This window comes from Bradyrhizobium sp. BLXBL-03 (assembly GCF_051853015.1).
GTDB lineage: Bacteria > Pseudomonadota > Alphaproteobacteria > Rhizobiales > Xanthobacteraceae > Bradyrhizobium > Bradyrhizobium manausense.
On sequence record NZ_CP182470.1, the window covers coordinates 5,899,375 to 5,916,312 of the forward strand.

The 16,938-nt window shown below is 64.5% G+C and carries 15 protein-coding genes; 11 read left to right on the forward strand and 4 right to left on the reverse strand.

Annotation, left to right across the window (positions count from 1 at the left end; all coding sequences use genetic code 11):
• Nucleotides 1-77: 77 nt before the first annotated feature.
• The 4 genes from ACNJX9_RS28275 to ACNJX9_RS28290 are packed head-to-tail and all read right to left on the reverse strand — an operon-like array spanning nt 78 to nt 3,738.
• On the reverse strand, nt 78-1,073 hold the full coding sequence (locus ACNJX9_RS28275; protein ID WP_439405288.1) for an alpha/beta fold hydrolase: 996 nt from the start codon (nt 1,071-1,073) through the stop codon (nt 78-80).
• Nucleotides 1,074-1,083: 10 nt separating this feature from the next.
• Entirely contained in the window at nt 1,084-2,634 is a 1,551-nt protein-coding gene (locus ACNJX9_RS28280; protein WP_439405290.1) for a WS/DGAT/MGAT family O-acyltransferase, read from the reverse strand.
• Nucleotides 2,635-2,680: 46 nt separating this feature from the next.
• Entirely contained in the window at nt 2,681-3,481 is an 801-nt protein-coding gene (locus ACNJX9_RS28285; protein WP_439405292.1) for an esterase/lipase family protein, read from the reverse strand.
• The gene (locus ACNJX9_RS28290) at nt 3,481-3,738 is read right to left on the reverse strand and encodes a DUF6489 family protein (protein WP_057753225.1); all 258 of its coding nucleotides are present in this window, start codon (nt 3,736-3,738) and stop codon (nt 3,481-3,483) included. Before ACNJX9_RS28290 ends, ACNJX9_RS28285 begins: the two co-directional genes overlap by 1 nt.
• 375 nt (nt 3,739-4,113) lie before the next feature.
• Between ACNJX9_RS28290 and ACNJX9_RS28295 the strand changes: the two genes are divergently transcribed.
• The 11 genes from ACNJX9_RS28295 to ACNJX9_RS28345 all read left to right on the forward strand — a co-directional run bounded on the left by ACNJX9_RS28295 (nt 4,114) and on the right by ACNJX9_RS28345 (nt 16,935).
• Nucleotides 4,114-5,712 carry an ABC transporter substrate-binding protein gene (locus ACNJX9_RS28295; protein ID WP_057753227.1) on the forward strand — a complete coding sequence of 533 codons (1,599 nt, stop codon included), beginning with the start codon at nt 4,114-4,116 and terminating at the stop codon, nt 5,710-5,712.
• A 115-nt stretch (nt 5,713-5,827) separates the two neighbouring features.
• Entirely contained in the window at nt 5,828-6,808 is a 981-nt protein-coding gene (locus tag ACNJX9_RS28300; RefSeq protein ID WP_057753229.1) for an ABC transporter permease, read from the forward strand.
• A gap of 1 nt (nt 6,809) precedes the next feature.
• A complete protein-coding gene (locus ACNJX9_RS28305; protein ID WP_057753232.1) occupies nt 6,810-7,772 on the forward strand; it encodes an ABC transporter permease in 963 nt (320 codons plus the stop codon).
• A gap of 13 nt (nt 7,773-7,785) precedes the next feature.
• Nucleotides 7,786-8,772: an ABC transporter ATP-binding protein gene (locus ACNJX9_RS28310; protein WP_057753234.1), complete on the forward strand. Its 987-nt coding sequence runs from the start codon at nt 7,786-7,788 to the stop codon at nt 8,770-8,772.
• Entirely contained in the window at nt 8,769-9,758 is a 990-nt protein-coding gene (locus ACNJX9_RS28315) for an ABC transporter ATP-binding protein (protein WP_057753236.1), read from the forward strand. Before ACNJX9_RS28310 ends, ACNJX9_RS28315 begins: the two co-directional genes overlap by 4 nt.
• Before the next feature lie 82 nt (nt 9,759-9,840).
• Nucleotides 9,841-11,646, forward strand: coding sequence for a gamma-glutamyltransferase family protein (locus tag ACNJX9_RS28320; RefSeq protein WP_439405295.1), 1,806 nt, complete (start codon nt 9,841-9,843; stop codon nt 11,644-11,646).
• Between the two features lie 9 nt (nt 11,647-11,655).
• Complete coding sequence (locus tag ACNJX9_RS28325) at nt 11,656-12,366, forward strand: DUF1028 domain-containing protein (protein ID WP_439405296.1); 711 nt, start codon at nt 11,656-11,658, stop codon at nt 12,364-12,366.
• Complete coding sequence (locus ACNJX9_RS28330) at nt 12,363-13,346, forward strand: ABC transporter ATP-binding protein (RefSeq protein WP_439405297.1); 984 nt, start codon at nt 12,363-12,365, stop codon at nt 13,344-13,346. Before ACNJX9_RS28325 ends, ACNJX9_RS28330 begins: the two co-directional genes overlap by 4 nt.
• On the forward strand, nt 13,346-14,452 hold the full coding sequence (locus ACNJX9_RS28335; RefSeq protein WP_439405298.1) for an ABC transporter ATP-binding protein: 1,107 nt from the start codon (nt 13,346-13,348) through the stop codon (nt 14,450-14,452). Before ACNJX9_RS28330 ends, ACNJX9_RS28335 begins: the two co-directional genes overlap by 1 nt.
• Before the next feature lie 22 nt (nt 14,453-14,474).
• Nucleotides 14,475-15,983, forward strand: a complete 1,509-nt coding sequence (locus ACNJX9_RS28340) for an ABC transporter substrate-binding protein (RefSeq protein ID WP_439405300.1) — start codon at nt 14,475-14,477, stop codon at nt 15,981-15,983.
• 10 nt (nt 15,984-15,993) lie between these two features.
• The gene (locus tag ACNJX9_RS28345; RefSeq protein WP_057753247.1) at nt 15,994-16,935 is read left to right on the forward strand and encodes an ABC transporter permease; all 942 of its coding nucleotides are present in this window, start codon (nt 15,994-15,996) and stop codon (nt 16,933-16,935) included.
• Nucleotides 16,936-16,938: the final 3 nt, after the last annotated feature.

The following is a 16,938-nucleotide window of genomic DNA, read 5'->3' on the forward strand; positions in this document are numbered from 1 at the left end:
CGCGCTGGCGACGAAGCAATCCAGACCGCCTCCGCCGATGCATTCCTGGATTGCTTCGCTTCGCTCGCAATGACGGATCAGCCAAACCGCCTTCTACGCCATTCGATCAGCTTGCTGCTGACCTCTTCCGGCTTCTCCTGCTGCGTCCAATGGCCGCTGTCCTTCACAAGGTACTTCTCGAGGTCAGTCACCAGTCTCTCCATGCCGTCGGCCGCAGAGGGCGGCAGTACCGCGTCGTTCTCGGCCATGATCATCAGCGAGGGCACGCCGATGTGGTGATCGAGCCCTTTCGAGCGTTCCCAATTGCGGGTGAAATTGCGATACCAGTTGATGCCGCCGGTGAAGCCGGTTCTTGTGAACGTGTCGACGAACACCTTCTTCTCGTCCGCCGACAGGATCGGCGTCCGCGGATCATGTCTGGCGTCGTAATTCGCGATCATCTGCGGGAACGCCAGATTGATGCGGGGCGAAGCACCAATGCCGGCAATCGGCTGTTCCTCGGGCGCACCGGGAGGGCGCGCAGCCGGCTTGCGCATGAAGGCGTCAAACGTCTGCTCGACGCGGCTGCCAAAGATCCGGTCCGGCTCGCGCGCGGGATCCTGGAACTGGACGATATACATTTGGTCGCCGAAGCGCTGACGGAACAGCGCGATCGGATCCATCGGCGCGCGATCCCAATGCGGCGTGTTGACACCGACGACCCCGGCGACGCGTGACGGGTGCCGCAACGGCATCTGCCAGACGACGAAACCGCCCCAATCGTGGCCGACGAAGATGGCCTTCTCGATGTTGAGATGATCGAGCAATCCGACGAGATCGCCGGTCAAATGCTCCATGTCGTAGGCTTCGACCGGCTCGGGCCGGTCGGTCGCGCCATAACCGCGCTGATCGGGCGCGATCACGCGGATGCCAGCCTCGCTCAGCGCCTTGATCTGGTGGCGCCAGGAGAAGGCAAGCTCCGGCCAGCCATGGCACAGCACAACCGGCGGCTTGTCGGTCACTGGGCCCGCATCGTAATAGCCCATGCGGATTCCGTTCGTCTGCGCGAACTGGAGCGGCGGCATTTCAATCATCGCTTGTTCCTTATTCCGCGGCGCCCTTGATGTCGGACGCCGGCGGCCCATAGGCCGCTTCGAGCGCGGCGAACTCCTCCGGCAGCATGTCGCACATCACCTGCACATGCGGAATGATGTTGGCGCCGACGATGAAGCCGAAGTCGAGCTGGTCGCGATAGCTCTGCACGGTGATGTTGAGCGCCTGCCCGTGGGTCGAGATCGAGACCGGAAAGATGTGCAGCAGCTCGGCGCCGGCGGCGTAGAGCGTTTGACGCGGCCCCGGCACGTTGGACACAGTGATGTTGGCGGCCGGCGGCAACACGTCCGACAGATTTGAGCGGCTGTAGAGCAATGCCAGGATCTGCACCATGATCGGCGCGCCCAGCATCGAGATATTGGAGACCTGCGGCATCAGCGCGCGCAAGGGATGCGACATCTCCTTGGACTTGGTCGACTGCGCGATGATGGCCTCGAGCCGTGCCTTAGGGTCGGCAACGTTGGTCGCGATCGAGCAGATCATGCCGAACACCTGGTTGTTGGCCTCAGTGTTGCCCTCCTCGCGCAGCGAGATCGGCACGGCCGCGGTCAGGGATTTCGCCGGCAGCGTACCGTATTGCAGCAGGTAGCGGCGGACGACTCCGGAGGCGAGCGCCAGCACCACGTCGTTGAGCTTGCCGCCGGCCTGCTTGGCCAGCGCCTTCGCGCGCGACAGCGAGATCGACACGCCGGCAAAGCTCCGCTCGGACGAGATGGTCTTGTTCAGCATGGTCGGCGGCGACACCATGCTGGCAAGGCTCTCGCGCGACTTCGGATCGGCGATCTTGCCGAGTACGTCGGACACGCTCTTGAGCACGGTCGGGATGTTGCCGGCGAAGCGCACCGCGCTTTCGATCTGGTACATCGCGTTGTCGAACAGGATCGAGCCAATATCGCTCTTGCCGGTGCGCGGCAGTTGCAGATTCTTCGCAGCCGTCGACGCTTCGAGCGGCTGGCTGAAGAGCTGCTGATAGGAATCGAGCAGGTTCGCAGCGATGTCGCGCGGCTCCTGCCCGGGCTTCGACCCGCCCGTCGGCGGCTCGACCTTTCGCGGGATCGGGGAGATGTCGTAGATCATGTTGGTCAGCGCTGCACCGGCGCCGCCATCGATGGCGGCATGGTGCATCTTGGAATAGAGCCCGACCTCGTTGTCCTTCATGCCCTCGAACACGTAGAACTCCCAGAGCGGGCGGGCACGATTCAGGAGCTTGGCATGCATCCAGCCGACGATGCGCTCGAGCGTGGCGCGGTCGCGCGGCGCCGGCAGGCTGGCGCGGAAGATGTGACGGTCGATGTCGAACTGGTCGTCCTCAACCCAGGTCGGATGATCGATGTCGAGCGGCGCCTTCTCCAGGCGCGCTTTGAGAATCGGCGCGATGTGCAGCCGCGAGACGATCATCGCCTTGAAGTCTTCGAAGAAGTCGCCCTTGTAGTCGTCAGGCAGGCGAAAGATCGCCATGCTGCCGACATGCATCGGCATCTCAGGCGTTTCCAGATAGAGAAACGATGCGTCCAGCGACGACAGTTTCTTACCGTCAGCCATAGTTTCCTCCCGAATATTCGACGGGCGCCTTTGACGGCGCTTCTCGTCAGGCCGATACTGCCCGCTCCGGCGGGGCATATGCAATGGCAAACGGCCCGCTCCGGTCAAATGGCCAGAACTCCCCCTCCGGTTGCGCCAGGCGATCCGCCACGGCCCACAATGCCGCCGGGTTCACTCCGAGCCCAATATGGCTGGCGAAATACACTTCAATATTCTCGGCCCGGTCCGAGGGGTGCAGCAGGCAAGTCCGCCAATTCACGACGCCGTCTGCGCGCGAATAAATCGACGTCGCCGGCACCTTGAGATCACCGGCGATCGCCTCGCGCAGTTCGGCAAAGCTTTCGACCCGCTCGCCGGACAACGCCGCATACAGCGCGGTCGCATTGGTCGCCCGCACATCATTGGCAAAGGGGCTGCCGAGTGTGACGACATAGCGGACCAACTCAGGTGCCTGAAGCGCGAGATCCCTGGCATAGACACCGCCGAGGCTCCATCCGACCAGGCTGACCTTGCGTCCACTTGCGGCGTGGATCTCGGTGAGACGGGCGCGCAAGGTTTCCCGCATCCGCGCGAGCCCGCCGAGATTGCGGCCCATGCGCCAGGCATGGGCCTCATAGCCGAGCTCGCGCAGATAGCGCCGCATCGGCGCCATCGACAGATCGCTGGCGAGAAAGCCCGGCAGCGCCAGCACCGGATGGCCGTCGCCCCTGGGCGCGCGCATCAGCAGCGGTGACAGCAGCACGCTGGCGTTGAATTCGAACAGGCCGCGCGCCTCCGCGAGCAGCAGGCCGAGGGCCGGCGGACGAAGCCGGCCCGAGCCTGGCCCCGCCTCGCGCGCGTCGGACATTACTTCTTCTTGTCGCCGCTGCGCGGGGCGCCGAGACCAGCCATGGTCACGAACATGTCCTGAAACCGTTCCGCCAGCTTGGGATCGAAGGTGAACCAACTCTGGATCAGCGATTCCGGCGAGACCTTGTCGATATTGCTCAGGACCTGCTGCTGCAGCTTATCCATGACGGCAATCTGCATCGGCGAGACATCCGGCAATCCGAAGAACTGGCGGGCCTCGAGGGGGGTACAGTCGATTTCGATATTAACTTTCATGTGCCCTCCGGATGAGATTCGAGCGGCGTCAGACAGTATCGCCGCGACATGGTGTGCGACGCAAGCGACCTGAGCCGGGGACGAGACACCGGCCTGCCGCGATCGGCGGATATGGTCAATCAAATTGTCGGCGCGAACGGGCGCCGGCGGGCCATTTCCACCTCATTTTCGAGGTCCGACCCGGCCGAAAGTTCAATGTCGCTCGCGCGCCTGTCTCCCTTAAAAGACTGGTCAGCATTGCTGCAAAGCGGTGCAACTTGGCGCGTTCCTTGCTGGAATGGCGCTTGCACGGGTCGAGAACTCTGGGCAACATGGATCGATCAGCCCCGCCGAACAATCAAAAATGACGGTCGGGGCGAGTGAAGAGGGTCAAGAATGTCAGTCGGACGAAGTCTGTTTGCGGCGACGCTCGCCGGTACGCTTGCGTTGGCGCTGTCGCCGGCGTCGAGCCAGACGCTGCGCTACGCCAACCAGGGTGAGCTCAAGTCGCTCGATCCCTACACGCTGAACGAATCGACCACCAGCGCGCATCTCGGCCATGTCTATGAGGGCCTGGTCGCCCGCGGCAAGGACCTGAAGATCATCCCGGCGCTGGCCGAAAGCTGGGAGACGCCGGAGCCGACGCGCTGGCGCTTCCACCTGCGCAAGGGCGTCAAATTCCACAATGGCGACCCCTTCACCGCTGACGACGTGGTGTTCTCGGCCGAGCGCGTGCGGGCAAAAGGTTCAAACTTCCTCAGCCGCGTCCCGGCCGATGCCAAGGTCGTCAAGGTCGACGATTACACGGTCGATTTCGTCCTGAGCTCGCCCAATCCCATCCTGACGGCGCTGTGGGCGACCTGGTACATCATGGACAAGAAATGGGCAGAGGCGAACGATGCGGTGGCACCGACGCCAGCCGCGGCAACGACCCCGAGCTATGCCTCGCTCCATGAGAACGGCACCGGTCCCTTTACCATCGAGAGCCACCAGCCGGGCGTGAAGACCGTCTTCAAGGCCAATCCGAACTGGTGGGGCAAGCCGGAGCATAATCTGAAGGAAATCGTCTTCACCCCGATCGCAAACCCGGCCACGCGTGTCGCAGCGCTGTTGTCGGGCGAGGTCGACGTGATCGAACCGGTTCCGGTCCAGGACATCGAGCGCGTCAAAGCGAGCCCCAACGCCACCGTGCTGACGGGACCCGAGCTCCGCACCCTCTTTGTCGGCATGGATCAGGCACGTGACGAACTGCTGTATTCCAACGTCAAGGGCAAAAACCCGTTCAAGGACGTTCGCGTCCGTGAAGCCGTTTACCGGGCGATCGACATCGAGCTGATCAAGAATCGCGTCATGCGCGGACTGTCCACGCCGTCCGCATTGATGGTGGCACCGGAGATCTTTCCCTCGAAGGATTTCACCCGGCCGAAGTTCGATCCCGACGCCGCCAAGAAGCTTCTGGCAGACGCAGGCTATGCTGACGGTTTCGAGGTGACGATGGATTGCCCGAACGATCGCTACGTCAATGACGCCGCGATCTGCCAGGCGATCGTCGGCATGCTCGCCCGCATCAACATCAAGGTGGACCTGCAGGCACAACCGAAGGCCCAGTATTTCGCCAAGGTGCTCAAGCCCGGCGGCTACAAAACTTCGCTGTACATGCTGGGCTGGACCCCGGATACGCTCGATTCCCAGAATGTGCTGCATGACATCATGGGCTGCCGCGACGATCCCAAGGATCCCAATCGCGGTGAAGCCAATCTCGCCGGCTATTGCAACAAGCAGTTCGACGAGCTCGCCGACAAGGTTCTCGTGGAATCCGATACGGCCAAGCGCGATCTCCTGATCAAGCAGGCTTTCGAGCTGTCGATGAAGGACTGGGCCTATATCCCGCTGCACCAGCAGGCGCTCGCCTGGGGCGTGTCGAAGAAGGTGAAGCTGACCCAAGGCGCGGACAACATGGTCAGGCTCTACTGGGCGACCATGCAAGGCGAGTAGGTGTCGACTAGTTGTGGAGTCCCGGAAGCCATCGCTTTCAAGATCTGGCTTCCGGGACTTGCTGTTTCGGGCTAACGCAATGATGCGTGCTGCTGAAGAGATGTGAAAGGAACAGATGCTCGCTTTCACACTACGCCGGGCCATCCAGGCCATCGGCGTCATGATCGCCGTTGGAATCATCGCGTTCTCGATGTTCCGCTTCGCCGGCGATCCCGTGAACCAGATGGTCGGGATGGATACGTCGGGCGCCGAACGCGCCGCGATCCGCAAATCGCTCGGCCTCGACGATCCCGTCATCGTGCAGTTCGGCCGCTATATCGGCAACGCTGCGCAGTTCAAGTTCGGGGTGTCCTACCAGTTCCGCCTGCCTGTCACCAATCTGCTGATGGAGCGGATGCCGGCGACGCTCGAGCTGGCCATCGTTGCCACGATCTTCGCGATGCTCAGCGGCATCCTGATGGGCGTTTATTCGGCGCTGCGCCGCGACAGCTGGCTCACGCATATATTCCAGGCCGTCTCGCTGATCGGCATTTCGCTGCCGACCTTCCTGATCGGCGTCCTCATGATCTACCTGTTCTCGGTGACGCTCGGCTGGCTGCCCTCGTTCGGGCGGGGAGACGTCGTGCATATCGGCTGGTGGACCACGGGCCTGCTGACCTTATCAGGATTGAAGGCGCTGATCATGCCCGCGATCACGCTTGGGCTGTTTCAGATGACGCTGATCATGCGGCTCGTCCGCGCCGAAATGCTGGAAGTGATGCGGACCGATTACATCCGTTTCGCCCGCGCCCGTGGCCTGACCACACGTGCGATCCATTTCGGGCACGCCCTGCGCAACACGATGGTTCCCGTGATCACGGTGGCCGGCCTGCAATTTGGCTCGGTCATTGCTTTCGCGATCATCACCGAGACCGTGTTCCAGTGGCCGGGGATGGGGCTCCTGTTCGTGCAAGCCGTTCAGAACGTCGATATCCCGATCATGGCGGCCTATTTGATGATGGTGTCCCTGATCTTCGTCACCATCAATCTCGTGGTTGATATCCTCTATACCATCGTCGATCCGCGGCTGCGCTCGACGGTCAGCCGGGCACACTGACATGAGCGAAGCCGTCGTTCCGCATACAACCGAGAAGCGCCCTGCGGCGTCGCCTGGCCGGTTCAGGCGCGCGCTCGACAGCGACGTGTTCTACTCGTTCCGCCGCTCCAAGATCACCATGATCGCGGCGGGTGTGACGCTGCTGTTCTTCCTGGTCGCGATCTTCGCTTCGGTGCTGTCGGTGCAGAATCCGTTCGACCCGGCGCAGCTCCAGCTGATGAATTCGCGCATCTCGCCGCTCTGGACCGCCGACGGCCAGAGCCCGTTCCTGCTTGGCACCGACGAGCAGGGCCGCGATGTGCTGTCCGCGATCCTTTACGGCCTGCGCATCTCGCTGCTGGTCGGGGTGCTCGGCGTGGTCTTGTCAGGCGCGATCGGCATCCTGCTCGGCTTGACGGCCGGCTATTTCGGCGGCGCGGTCGACGGATTGATCATGCGCATCGCCGACGTGCAGCTCTCCTTCCCGGCCATCCTGATCGCGCTTCTGATCAACGGCATCGCCAAATCGGTCTTCGGCAACAAGCTCGACGAGATGAGCATGCTGGCGGTCCTGGTCTTTGCGATCGGGCTCAGCTTTTGGGTGCAATATGCCCGCACGGTGCGTGGCTCGGTCCTGGTCGAGAAGAACAAGGATTATGTCGCGGCCGCGCAATTGATCGGCCTGCCCGCCCCCGTGATCATGCTGCGCCACGTGCTGCCGAACACCACCGGGCCGATCCTCGTGATCGCCACCATCAACCTCGCGCTCGCCATCATTACCGAGGCGACGCTGTCGTTCCTCGGCTCGGGCATGCCCGAGACCATGCCGTCGCTCGGCACGCTGATCCGCATCGGCAACGGCTATCTGTTCGCAGGCGAATGGTGGATCGTGGCCTTCCCCGGAATTGCACTTGCGGCGTTGATCCTGTCGATCAATCTGCTCGGCGACTGGCTGCGCGACGCGCTCAACCCCAAACTCCGATGAGTCTACAGCGTTCATGACCGAACCCGTCCTCTCCGTCCGCAATCTCAAGGTCGAGTTCGCCTCGCGCCGCGGCACGCTGCGCGCCATCGACGGCGTCTCGTTCGACATCGCCAAGGGCGAAGTACTCGGCGTCGTCGGCGAATCCGGCGCCGGCAAGTCGGTGACCGGGCTTTCGGTGATCGGCCTGATCGACCCGCCCGGCCGCATTGCCGGCGGCGAGATTCGCCTCGCCGGCCTGCGGATCGACGATCTGCCGCCGGAGGAGATGCGACGCGTCCGCGGCAAGCGCATCGGCATGATCTTCCAGGATCCGCTGACCTCGCTCAATCCGCTGTACAAGGTCGGCGACCAGATCGTGGAGACGATCCGGACCCATCTCAATTTGTCCGAACAGGCCGCGCGCCGCCGCGCCATCGATCTGCTCGCCGAGGTCGGCATTCCCGCGCCCGAAAAGCGCATCGACGGCTATCCCCACGAATTCTCCGGCGGCATGCGCCAGCGCGTGGTGATTGCGCTCGCAATCTGTGCCGAGCCGGAGCTGATCATCGCGGACGAGCCGACCACCGCCCTCGACGTCTCCGTGCAGGCGCAGATCATCTCCCTGATCAAGCGGCTCGGCCGCGACCACGGCACCGCCGTGATGCTGGTGACCCACGACATGGGCGTGATCGCCGAGACCTCGGACCGCGTCGCGGTGATGTATGCCGGCCGTGTCGCGGAGATCGGTCCGGTGCAGGATGTCGTCAAGAACCCGCTGCATCCCTATGCCAAGGGCCTGATGGGCGCGATCCCGACGCTTGCCGGCGACGACAAGCGTCTGGTGCAGATCCCCGGCTCGATGCCGCGGCTCTCAGCCATCCCGCGCGGCTGTTCGTTCAACCCGCGCTGCGCATTCGCATTCGACCGCTGCCGCGTCGACCGGCCCGAGCCGCTGCCGCACGGCGCGCAATCGGTCGCCTGCCATCTCTATGACACCGTGCCGGCGGAGACCGCGGCATGAGCACGCCTTTCGTCCAGGGCACAAATCTGCGCCGCGTCTTCGACGTTTCCAAGCCCTGGCTCAACCGCGTGCTCGAAGGTGGGCATCTCGAATTTCTCAAAGCCGTCGATGGCGTCACCTTCGACATCAAGAAGGGCGAGACCTTTGCCCTCGTCGGCGAGTCCGGCTCGGGCAAGACCACGGTGGCCCGGATGGTCGTCGGCCTTTTGCCGCCGAGCTCCGGCGACGTCCTGATCGACGGCATCTCGATGACCGATCCAAGGCAGGCTCCCGCACGGCGAAAGCTGCGTCGCCGCATCCAGATGATCTTCCAGGATCCCTATGCGAGCCTGAACCCGCGCTTCCGGGTCGATGCCATCATCTCCGAGCCGATCCGCGCCTTCGACCTGATCCAGGGCGAACGCGACATCCAGGCCCGCGTCGGCGAGCTGCTCAGCCTCGTCGGCCTGCATCCTGATGACCGGCTGAAATTTCCGCACGAGTTCTCCGGCGGCCAGCGCCAGCGTATTGCGATCGCGCGGGCGCTCGCCTCCGACGCCGAGTTCATCGTCTGTGACGAGCCGACTTCGGCGCTCGATGTCTCCGTGCAGGCACAGATCCTGAACCTGATGCGCGACCTCCAGGACAAGTTCGGCCTGACCTACATGTTCATCAGCCACAACCTCGCCGTGGTCCGACACATGGCGAGCCGCGTCGGCGTGATGTATCTCGGCCGCATCGTCGAGATCGCGGAGGGACGCGAGCTGTTTTCGCGCCCGCGCATGCCCTACACCAAGATGCTGCTCGGCGCCGTGCCTGATCTCGCCATGAGTGGCCGCCAGCGCATTCCGGTGAAGGGCGAGATTCCGAACCCGATCAATCCACCTGCTGGCTGCGCCTTCAATCCGCGCTGTCCGCTGGCGTTCGAGCTTTGCCGCAAGGAAGTTCCGAAACTTATCGACGGCGTCGCCTGCCATGCCGTGAACACCGCGCCGGTCCCGGCATAACGCGCGCGTGCCATGCGGCCTGTGCATTTGGCATCCCAGGGCCTGATGTGATCAATTGCGCGCGCCGTCAACGAGGTAGCCCATGGCCAGCATCGTCAATCCGGATCCCTTCACGACGCGTCCCGAGATCGAGGGCACGTTTGGGGTCGTCGCGTCAACGCACTGGATCGCGACCGCCGTCGGCATGGCCATCCTGGAAAAGGGCGGCAACGCGTTCGATGCTGGTGTCGCCACTGCTTTCACGCTTCAGGTCGTCGAGCCGCATCTGAATGGCCCCGGCGGCGATGTGCCTGTCATCGTCCACGACGTGAAGCGCGGCCGCACCGAGGTGATCTGCGGCCAGGGCCCGGCGCCGGCGCGCGCCACCATCGCGCACTACAAGAGCGAAGGCCTCGACATGGTGCCCGGCACCGGCCTGCTCGCGGCCTGTGTTCCCGGCACCTTCGAATCCTGGATGATGCTGCTGCGCGACTACGGCACCATGCGCGTGCGCGACGTGCTGGAGCCCGCGATTTCATACGCCCGCGACGGCTACCCGCTGGTCGAGCGCGCCTGCGCGACGATCCAGACGGTCGAGCAATTGTTCCGCAAGCACTGGCCAACCTCGGCCGCGGTCTATTTGCCGAACGGCGAGGTGCCGACGCCCGGCACGATCTTCACCAACAAGACGCTGGCCGGGACTTACGCCCGCATCCTCAGCGAGGCCGAGAGCGGCGGCGGTGGTCGTGACGCCGAGATCGAGCGTGCGCGCAAGGCCTGGTCGCAAGGCTTCGTTGCGGAGGCCATCGACAGGTTCTGCCGGACGCAGGAGGTGATGGACGTCAGCGGCTCCCCGCATCGTGGGGTGCTCTCCGCCGACGACATGGCGCGCTGGCAGCCGACCGTCGAAGCGCCGCTGACTTACGATTACGGCCGTTACACCGTCTGCAAGGCCGGGGTCTGGAGCCAGGGCCCGGTGACGCTGCAGCAGCTCGCGCTGTTGAAGGGCTTTGCGCTCGACGGGCTCGATCCGACCGGGCCGGAATTCATCCATCTCCAGATCGAATGCGCAAAGCTCGCCTTCGCCGACCGCGAAAAATTCTACGGCGATCCGAAGTTCTCGGACATCCCGATCGCGACGCTGCTGTCGGATGCGTACAACGACGAGCGCCGCAAGCTCGTCACCGACAGGGCCTCGCTCGACTTCCGGCCCGGTACCGTCGAAGGCTTCGGCGGCGTGGTCAAGCTGCGCCGCGCCGAAGGGCAGCGCGAGGCGGTTGGCGCGCTCGGCGCCGGCGAACCGACCGTGGGACGCTTCGGCGAGGTGCGCGGCGATACCGTGCATTTCGACATCATCGACAAGGCCGGCAACATGGTGTCCTCGACGCCGTCGGGTGGCTGGCTGCAATCCTCGCCTGTTATCCCCGAGCTTGGCTTCTGCCTCGGCAGCAGAGCCCAGATGTTCTGGCTTGAGGAAAACCATCCCGGCTCGCTCGCGCCCGGCAAGCGGCCGCGCACCACGCTGTCGCCGACCATGGCATTGCGCGACGGCGAGCCGTATCTGGCCTGGGGTTCGCCCGGCGGCGATCAGCAGGACCAATGGACCACGCAGTTCTTCCTGCGCCACGTCCATTGCAATCTCAATCTCCAGGAGTCGATCGACGCGCCGGCCTGGCACTCGGAACATTTCCCGATCTCGTTCTGGCCGCGCACCGCGCGACCCGGCGTGCTCGTGGTCGAGAACCGCGTGCCGAAGGCGACGATCGAGAATTTGCGCGAGCGCGGACATATCGTCGAGGTCGGCCCCGACTGGTCGGAAGGCCGCCTTACCGCGGCCTCGCGCGTCGGAGTGCGCCGGCGCGCCGCCGCCAATCCGCGCGGCATGCAGGGCTACGCCGCGGGACGCTGAAGGCAGCACATGACCTGGTCGATCATTGCGCGAGACCCTGCCACCGGCCAGTTCGGCATTGCAGTCGCGACCCGCTTCTTCGCTGTCGGCGCCCGCGTGCCCTACATTGCGGCCGGCCTCGGCGCGATCGCGACCCAGGCCTTCGTCAATCCCTATTACGGCATCGACGGCGTCAAGCTGCTGCGCGAAGGCCTCAACGCCCATGACGTGCTCGCCGCGCTGCTCGCGACAGACGACGGCCGCGAGAGCCGGCAAATCCATATCATGGATGCGAGCGGTGCGATCGCCGCGCATACCGGACGCGACTGCGTCGACTGGTGCGGCCACATCGCCGGCAGCGGATTCTCGATCGCCGGCAACATGCTTGCGGGTGCCGATGTGCTCGCCGAGACGGCGAAGACCTACATCGCCAATGACAGCCTGCCCTTCCCGCGCCGCCTGCTCGCAGCAATGCGCGGAGGCGAAGCCGCCGGCGGCGACAAGCGCGGCAAGCAATCGGCTGCGCTGCTGATCCACGGCGAGGAGGAATGGCCGGCGCTGGACATCCGCGCCGACGACCATCCCGATCCACTCGGGGAGCTCGAACGGCTCGAACGGGTCAGTCACGAGCTCTGGGTCCATTTCCGCCCGTCCATGCCGACCCGGAAGAACCCGGCCGGCAACACCGATCGCAGCGTCATCGAGGCCAGCATCGCCGCGGCGCGGGCGAGACGGGCATGAGCGCTCTCATCGAGATCAGGGATCTTCGTATCCGCTTTCACGGCGACGACGGCCGCATCACCCTCGCCGTCGACAGCGTCGATCTCAGCGTCGCCAATGGCGCGACGCTCGGTCTCGTCGGCGAATCCGGCTGCGGCAAGAGTGTGACGTCGCTGGCGATCATGGGCCTGCTGCCGAAGCAGACGACCGAGATTACTGGCGCGATCCGCTTCGACGGTTTCGACCTGCTGAAGACCCCGGACCAGACCCTGCGGGATCTCCGCGGCAACCGGCTCGCGATGATCTTTCAGGAGCCGATGACGTCGCTCAACCCGAGCTTTACGATCGGCGACCAGATCATCGAGACGATCCTGCGCCATCGCGGCGGCTCGCGGAAAAGCGCGCGTGAACGGGCCATCGAGCTGCTGCGCCGCGTGCACATCCCCTCGCCCGAGCGACGCATCGACGAATATCCGCACAAGCTCTCCGGCGGCATGCGCCAGCGCGTGATGATCGCGATGGCGCTGGCCTGCGATCCGCAGCTGCTGATCGCGGACGAGCCGACCACCGCGCTGGACGTCACCTTGCAGGCGCAAATCCTGGAGCTGATGCGCGAGTTGAAGGCGGCCAGCGGCGCCGCCATCATCCTGATTACCCACGATCTCGGCGTCGTCGCAGACGTCTGCGACGAGGTCGCGGTGATGTATGCCGGCGAGATCGTCGAGCGCGCGCCGGTCGACGAATTGTTTTCAGCGCCGCAGCATCCCTACACCGTGGGCCTGCTTGGCTCGATCCCGCGCCTCGACCATCGCGCCGAGCAGCTGGCGACCATCGAAGGCATGGTACCGAACATGGCGCAGCCGCCCGCCGGCTGCCGCTTCGCCGCGCGCTGTCCGTTCGTGTTGGAGGCCTGCACCAGGGCGCCGCCGCCGCTGACAAACGTCAGCCCGGACCACGTCTCGCGCTGCATCCGCGCACCGCTCGAACTCTTGGTGTCGTGATGGCGCTGCTCGAGGTCAACGGACTGGTCAAGCACTTCGTCGCAGAGCGCTCGCTGTTCGGCCGGGCGCGGGCGCATGTCAAAGCGGTCGATGGCGTGACGTTCTCCCTCGAGGCCGGCAAGACTCTCGCCCTGGTCGGTGAATCCGGTTGCGGCAAATCCACTGTCAGCCGCCTGGTGTTGCGGCTGATCGAGCCGGATGCAGGCAGCGTGCGGTTCGACGGCCGCGACCTGCTCTCGCTCGATGCCGATGCGCTGCGCAAGTTTCGCCGCGAGGCGCAGATCATCTTTCAGGACCCCTACGCCTCGCTCAATCCGCGCATGACGGTTGCGCAGATCCTGACCGAACCGCTGGCGCTGCACGATCTCGTTCCACCGGCGCAGCGGCCACAGCGCGTCGCGGAGCTGCTGCGGCTGGTCGGGCTCGAGCCGCGACTGGCCCGGCGCTATCCGCACGAATTCTCCGGCGGCCAGCGCCAGCGCATCGCCATCGCCCGCGCGCTTGCGGTCGAGCCGAAGCTGATCATCTGCGACGAGCCGGTCTCGGCGCTCGACGTCTCGATCCGTTCGCAGATCTTGAACCTGCTGCGCGAGCTTCAGGACCGGCTTGGCCTCGCCTACATCTTCGTCTCGCATGACCTCGCCGTGGTCAAACACATCGCCGACCGCGTCGCGGTGATGAATCTCGGCTGCATCGTCGAAGAGGCCGACGCAGACGAATTGTTCGCCCAGCCCCGCCACCCCTATAGCCGCGCTCTGCTGTCGGCGATCCCGCTGCCCCAGCCTCACGCCAAGCGGGCGAAGGTCGTGCTGCAAGGCGAGATCCCGAGCGCGCTCAATCCGCCGTCGGGTTGCCGCTTCCACACCCGCTGCCCCTTCGTGATCGACCGCTGCCGCACCTCAGCACCAGCGCTGGTGGCCGACGGCGCGGGCCACGCCACCGCCTGCCACCGCGTCAGCGAGCTACCCCCGGCCGACACGATACTGCCCGCAGCGGCCGGATTTTCGCCGGCACTGGCAAAATTAGTCGCGGCCTTCAGCCGAAAGACGGAAGGCGCGAACCCGGCCGGTGTTGGTATACAGAGTGCAAGGCCACCAACGACGTAGCCGGAGCAATGGGGACTGTCCGATGAAGATGTTTCGCCTGGCCGCGACGGCTGCCGTCGCCCTGCTGACCCTTGGAGCCGCGCAGGCTCAGACCACGCTGCGGATTGGGCTTGCCGAGGACCCTGACATTCTCGATCCCACCATGGCGCGGACCTATGTCGGCCGCATCGTGTTCGCCGCCTTCTGCGACAAGCTGTTCGACATCGACGAGAAGCTGAACATCGTGCCGCAGCTCGCGCTGTCGAGCGAGACCGTCGATGATGGCAAGGGCCTCATCATCAAACTCCGGCCCGGCGTGAAATTCCACGACGGCGAGCCACTCGATGCGGACGCAGCCAAATTCTCGCTGGAGCGTCACCTGACCTTATCAGGCTCGTTCCGCAAGCCGGAGCTCGCCTCGGTCGACCACATCGATGTCGTCGATCCTCTCACCATCAAGCTGGTGCTGAAGTCGCCGTTCTCGCCGCTGCTCGCCCAGCTCACGGACCGCGCCGGCATGATGGTGTCGCCAAAAGCGGCAAAGGAAGCCGGCGACAAGTTCGGCCTGCACCCGGTCTGCGCCGGCCCCTACAAATTCGTCGAACGCGTGCAGCAGGATCGCATCGTGTTCGAGAAGTTCGCCGACTACTGGAACAAGGACAACGTCTTTATCGATCGGATCGTGTTCCAACCCATCGTCGACGCCACCGTGCGGCTGGCGAATTTGAAATCGGGCGGCCTCGATCTGATCGAGCGCGTGCTCGCCACCGACCTCAAGGAGGTGCGTAGCGATTCACGCCTGAAGGTCGCGACCGCCATCGAGCTCGGCTATCAAGGCGTCACGCTGAACATCGGCAAGGACAAGGCCAAGGGCCCGCTCAGCCAGTCCGCCAAGGTGCGGCAGGCGCTCGACCTTGCCATCGACCGCGAGGCGATCAACCAGGTCGTCTTCAACGGCGAGTTCCAGGTCGGCAATCAATGGGTCAATCCTGATCACCCCTACTATCAGAAATCCCTTCCCGTCCGGGCCCGCGACGTAGAGAAGGCCAAGGCCCTGCTGAAGGAAGCCGGCGTGAAGCCGCCGGTCAGCGTCGATTTCCTGGTGCCGAAGGGCGCGGAAAACGAAACACCGGCGCAGATGATCCAGTCAATGGCCGCAGAAGCCGGCTTCGACATGAAGATCCGCGTGACCGAGTTCGCGACCGGGCTCAAGCAGGCCGAGACCGGCGATTATCAGGCCTTCTGGCTCGCCTGGAGCGGCCGCATCGATCCCGACGGCAACAGCTTTATCTTCCTGCACAGCAACGCGCCCCAGAATTACAGCGACTGGAACAATGCGCAGGCCGACAAGGCCCTGGAGGACGCGCGGCTGGTGACCGACCCGGCCAAGCGCAAGGCCAGCTACGAAATCCTGGCCAGGCTGGCCCAGGACGAAGAGCCCATCCTCTATCTCTACCATCGCCGCATCATCATTGCCCACACCACCAAGCTCGAGGGTTACAAGCAGATGCCCGACGGACTCGTGCGCGTCGTCGGCCTCAGGCTGAAGTGACGCCAAGCGGATGCTGAACTTCCTCGCCCGCCGGCTTGCGCAGATCGTCCCGACGCTGTTCTTCGTGTCGGTGCTGATTTTCTCGCTGCAGCAATTGCTGCCGGGCGATCCTGCACTGGTGATGGCGGGCGAAGAACGCGATCCTGCCGTGATCGAACAGATCCGGCACCAATACCGGCTCGATCAACCCGTCCCCGTGCAATACATCTACTGGATCAAGGGCGTCCTTGTCGGCGACTTCGGAGAATCCCTTCGCAACAAGATGCCGGTGCGCGAGCTGATCGCGCAAAAGCTGCCGGTGACGCTGCAGCTCGGCGCCATGGCCATCATCATCGCCTTCCTGATCGGCATCCCCGCCGGCATCGTTGCGGCCGTGAAGAAGGGGACGGCCTGGGACTACGGTGCCAATTTCTTTGCGCTGTGGGGCATCTCGACGCCGAACTTCTGGCTCGGCATCATGCTGATCTTCCTGTTCTCGATCGAGCTCGGCTGGCTGCCTGCCTCCGGCTATGTGCCGCTGACCGAGAACTGGCGCGCGAGCCTGGCCGCCACCATCATGCCGGCTTTCGTGCTCGGCAACGCGATCGCCGCGATCCTGATGCGGCATACCCGTAGCGCCATGCTGCAGGTGCTGGAGAGCGATTATGTACGTACCGCGCGCGCCAAGGGCCTGTCCGAGCGCTCGGTGATTCTCAAGCATGCGATGCGCAATGCGCTCACGCCCATCATCACGCTCGGCGCGCTCGAACTCGGCACGCTCCTGTCCGGCGCCGTGCTGACCGAGCAGATCTTCTCCATTCCCGGCTTCGGCAAGCTGATCGTCGACGCCGTGTTCAACCGCGATTATGCCGTCGTGCAGGGCGTGGTGCTGGTGACCGCCACGGTCTACATCACGCTCAATCTGGTCGCCGACCTGGCTTATATCCTCGTCAATCCGCGGCTGAGGGGCTAGGCC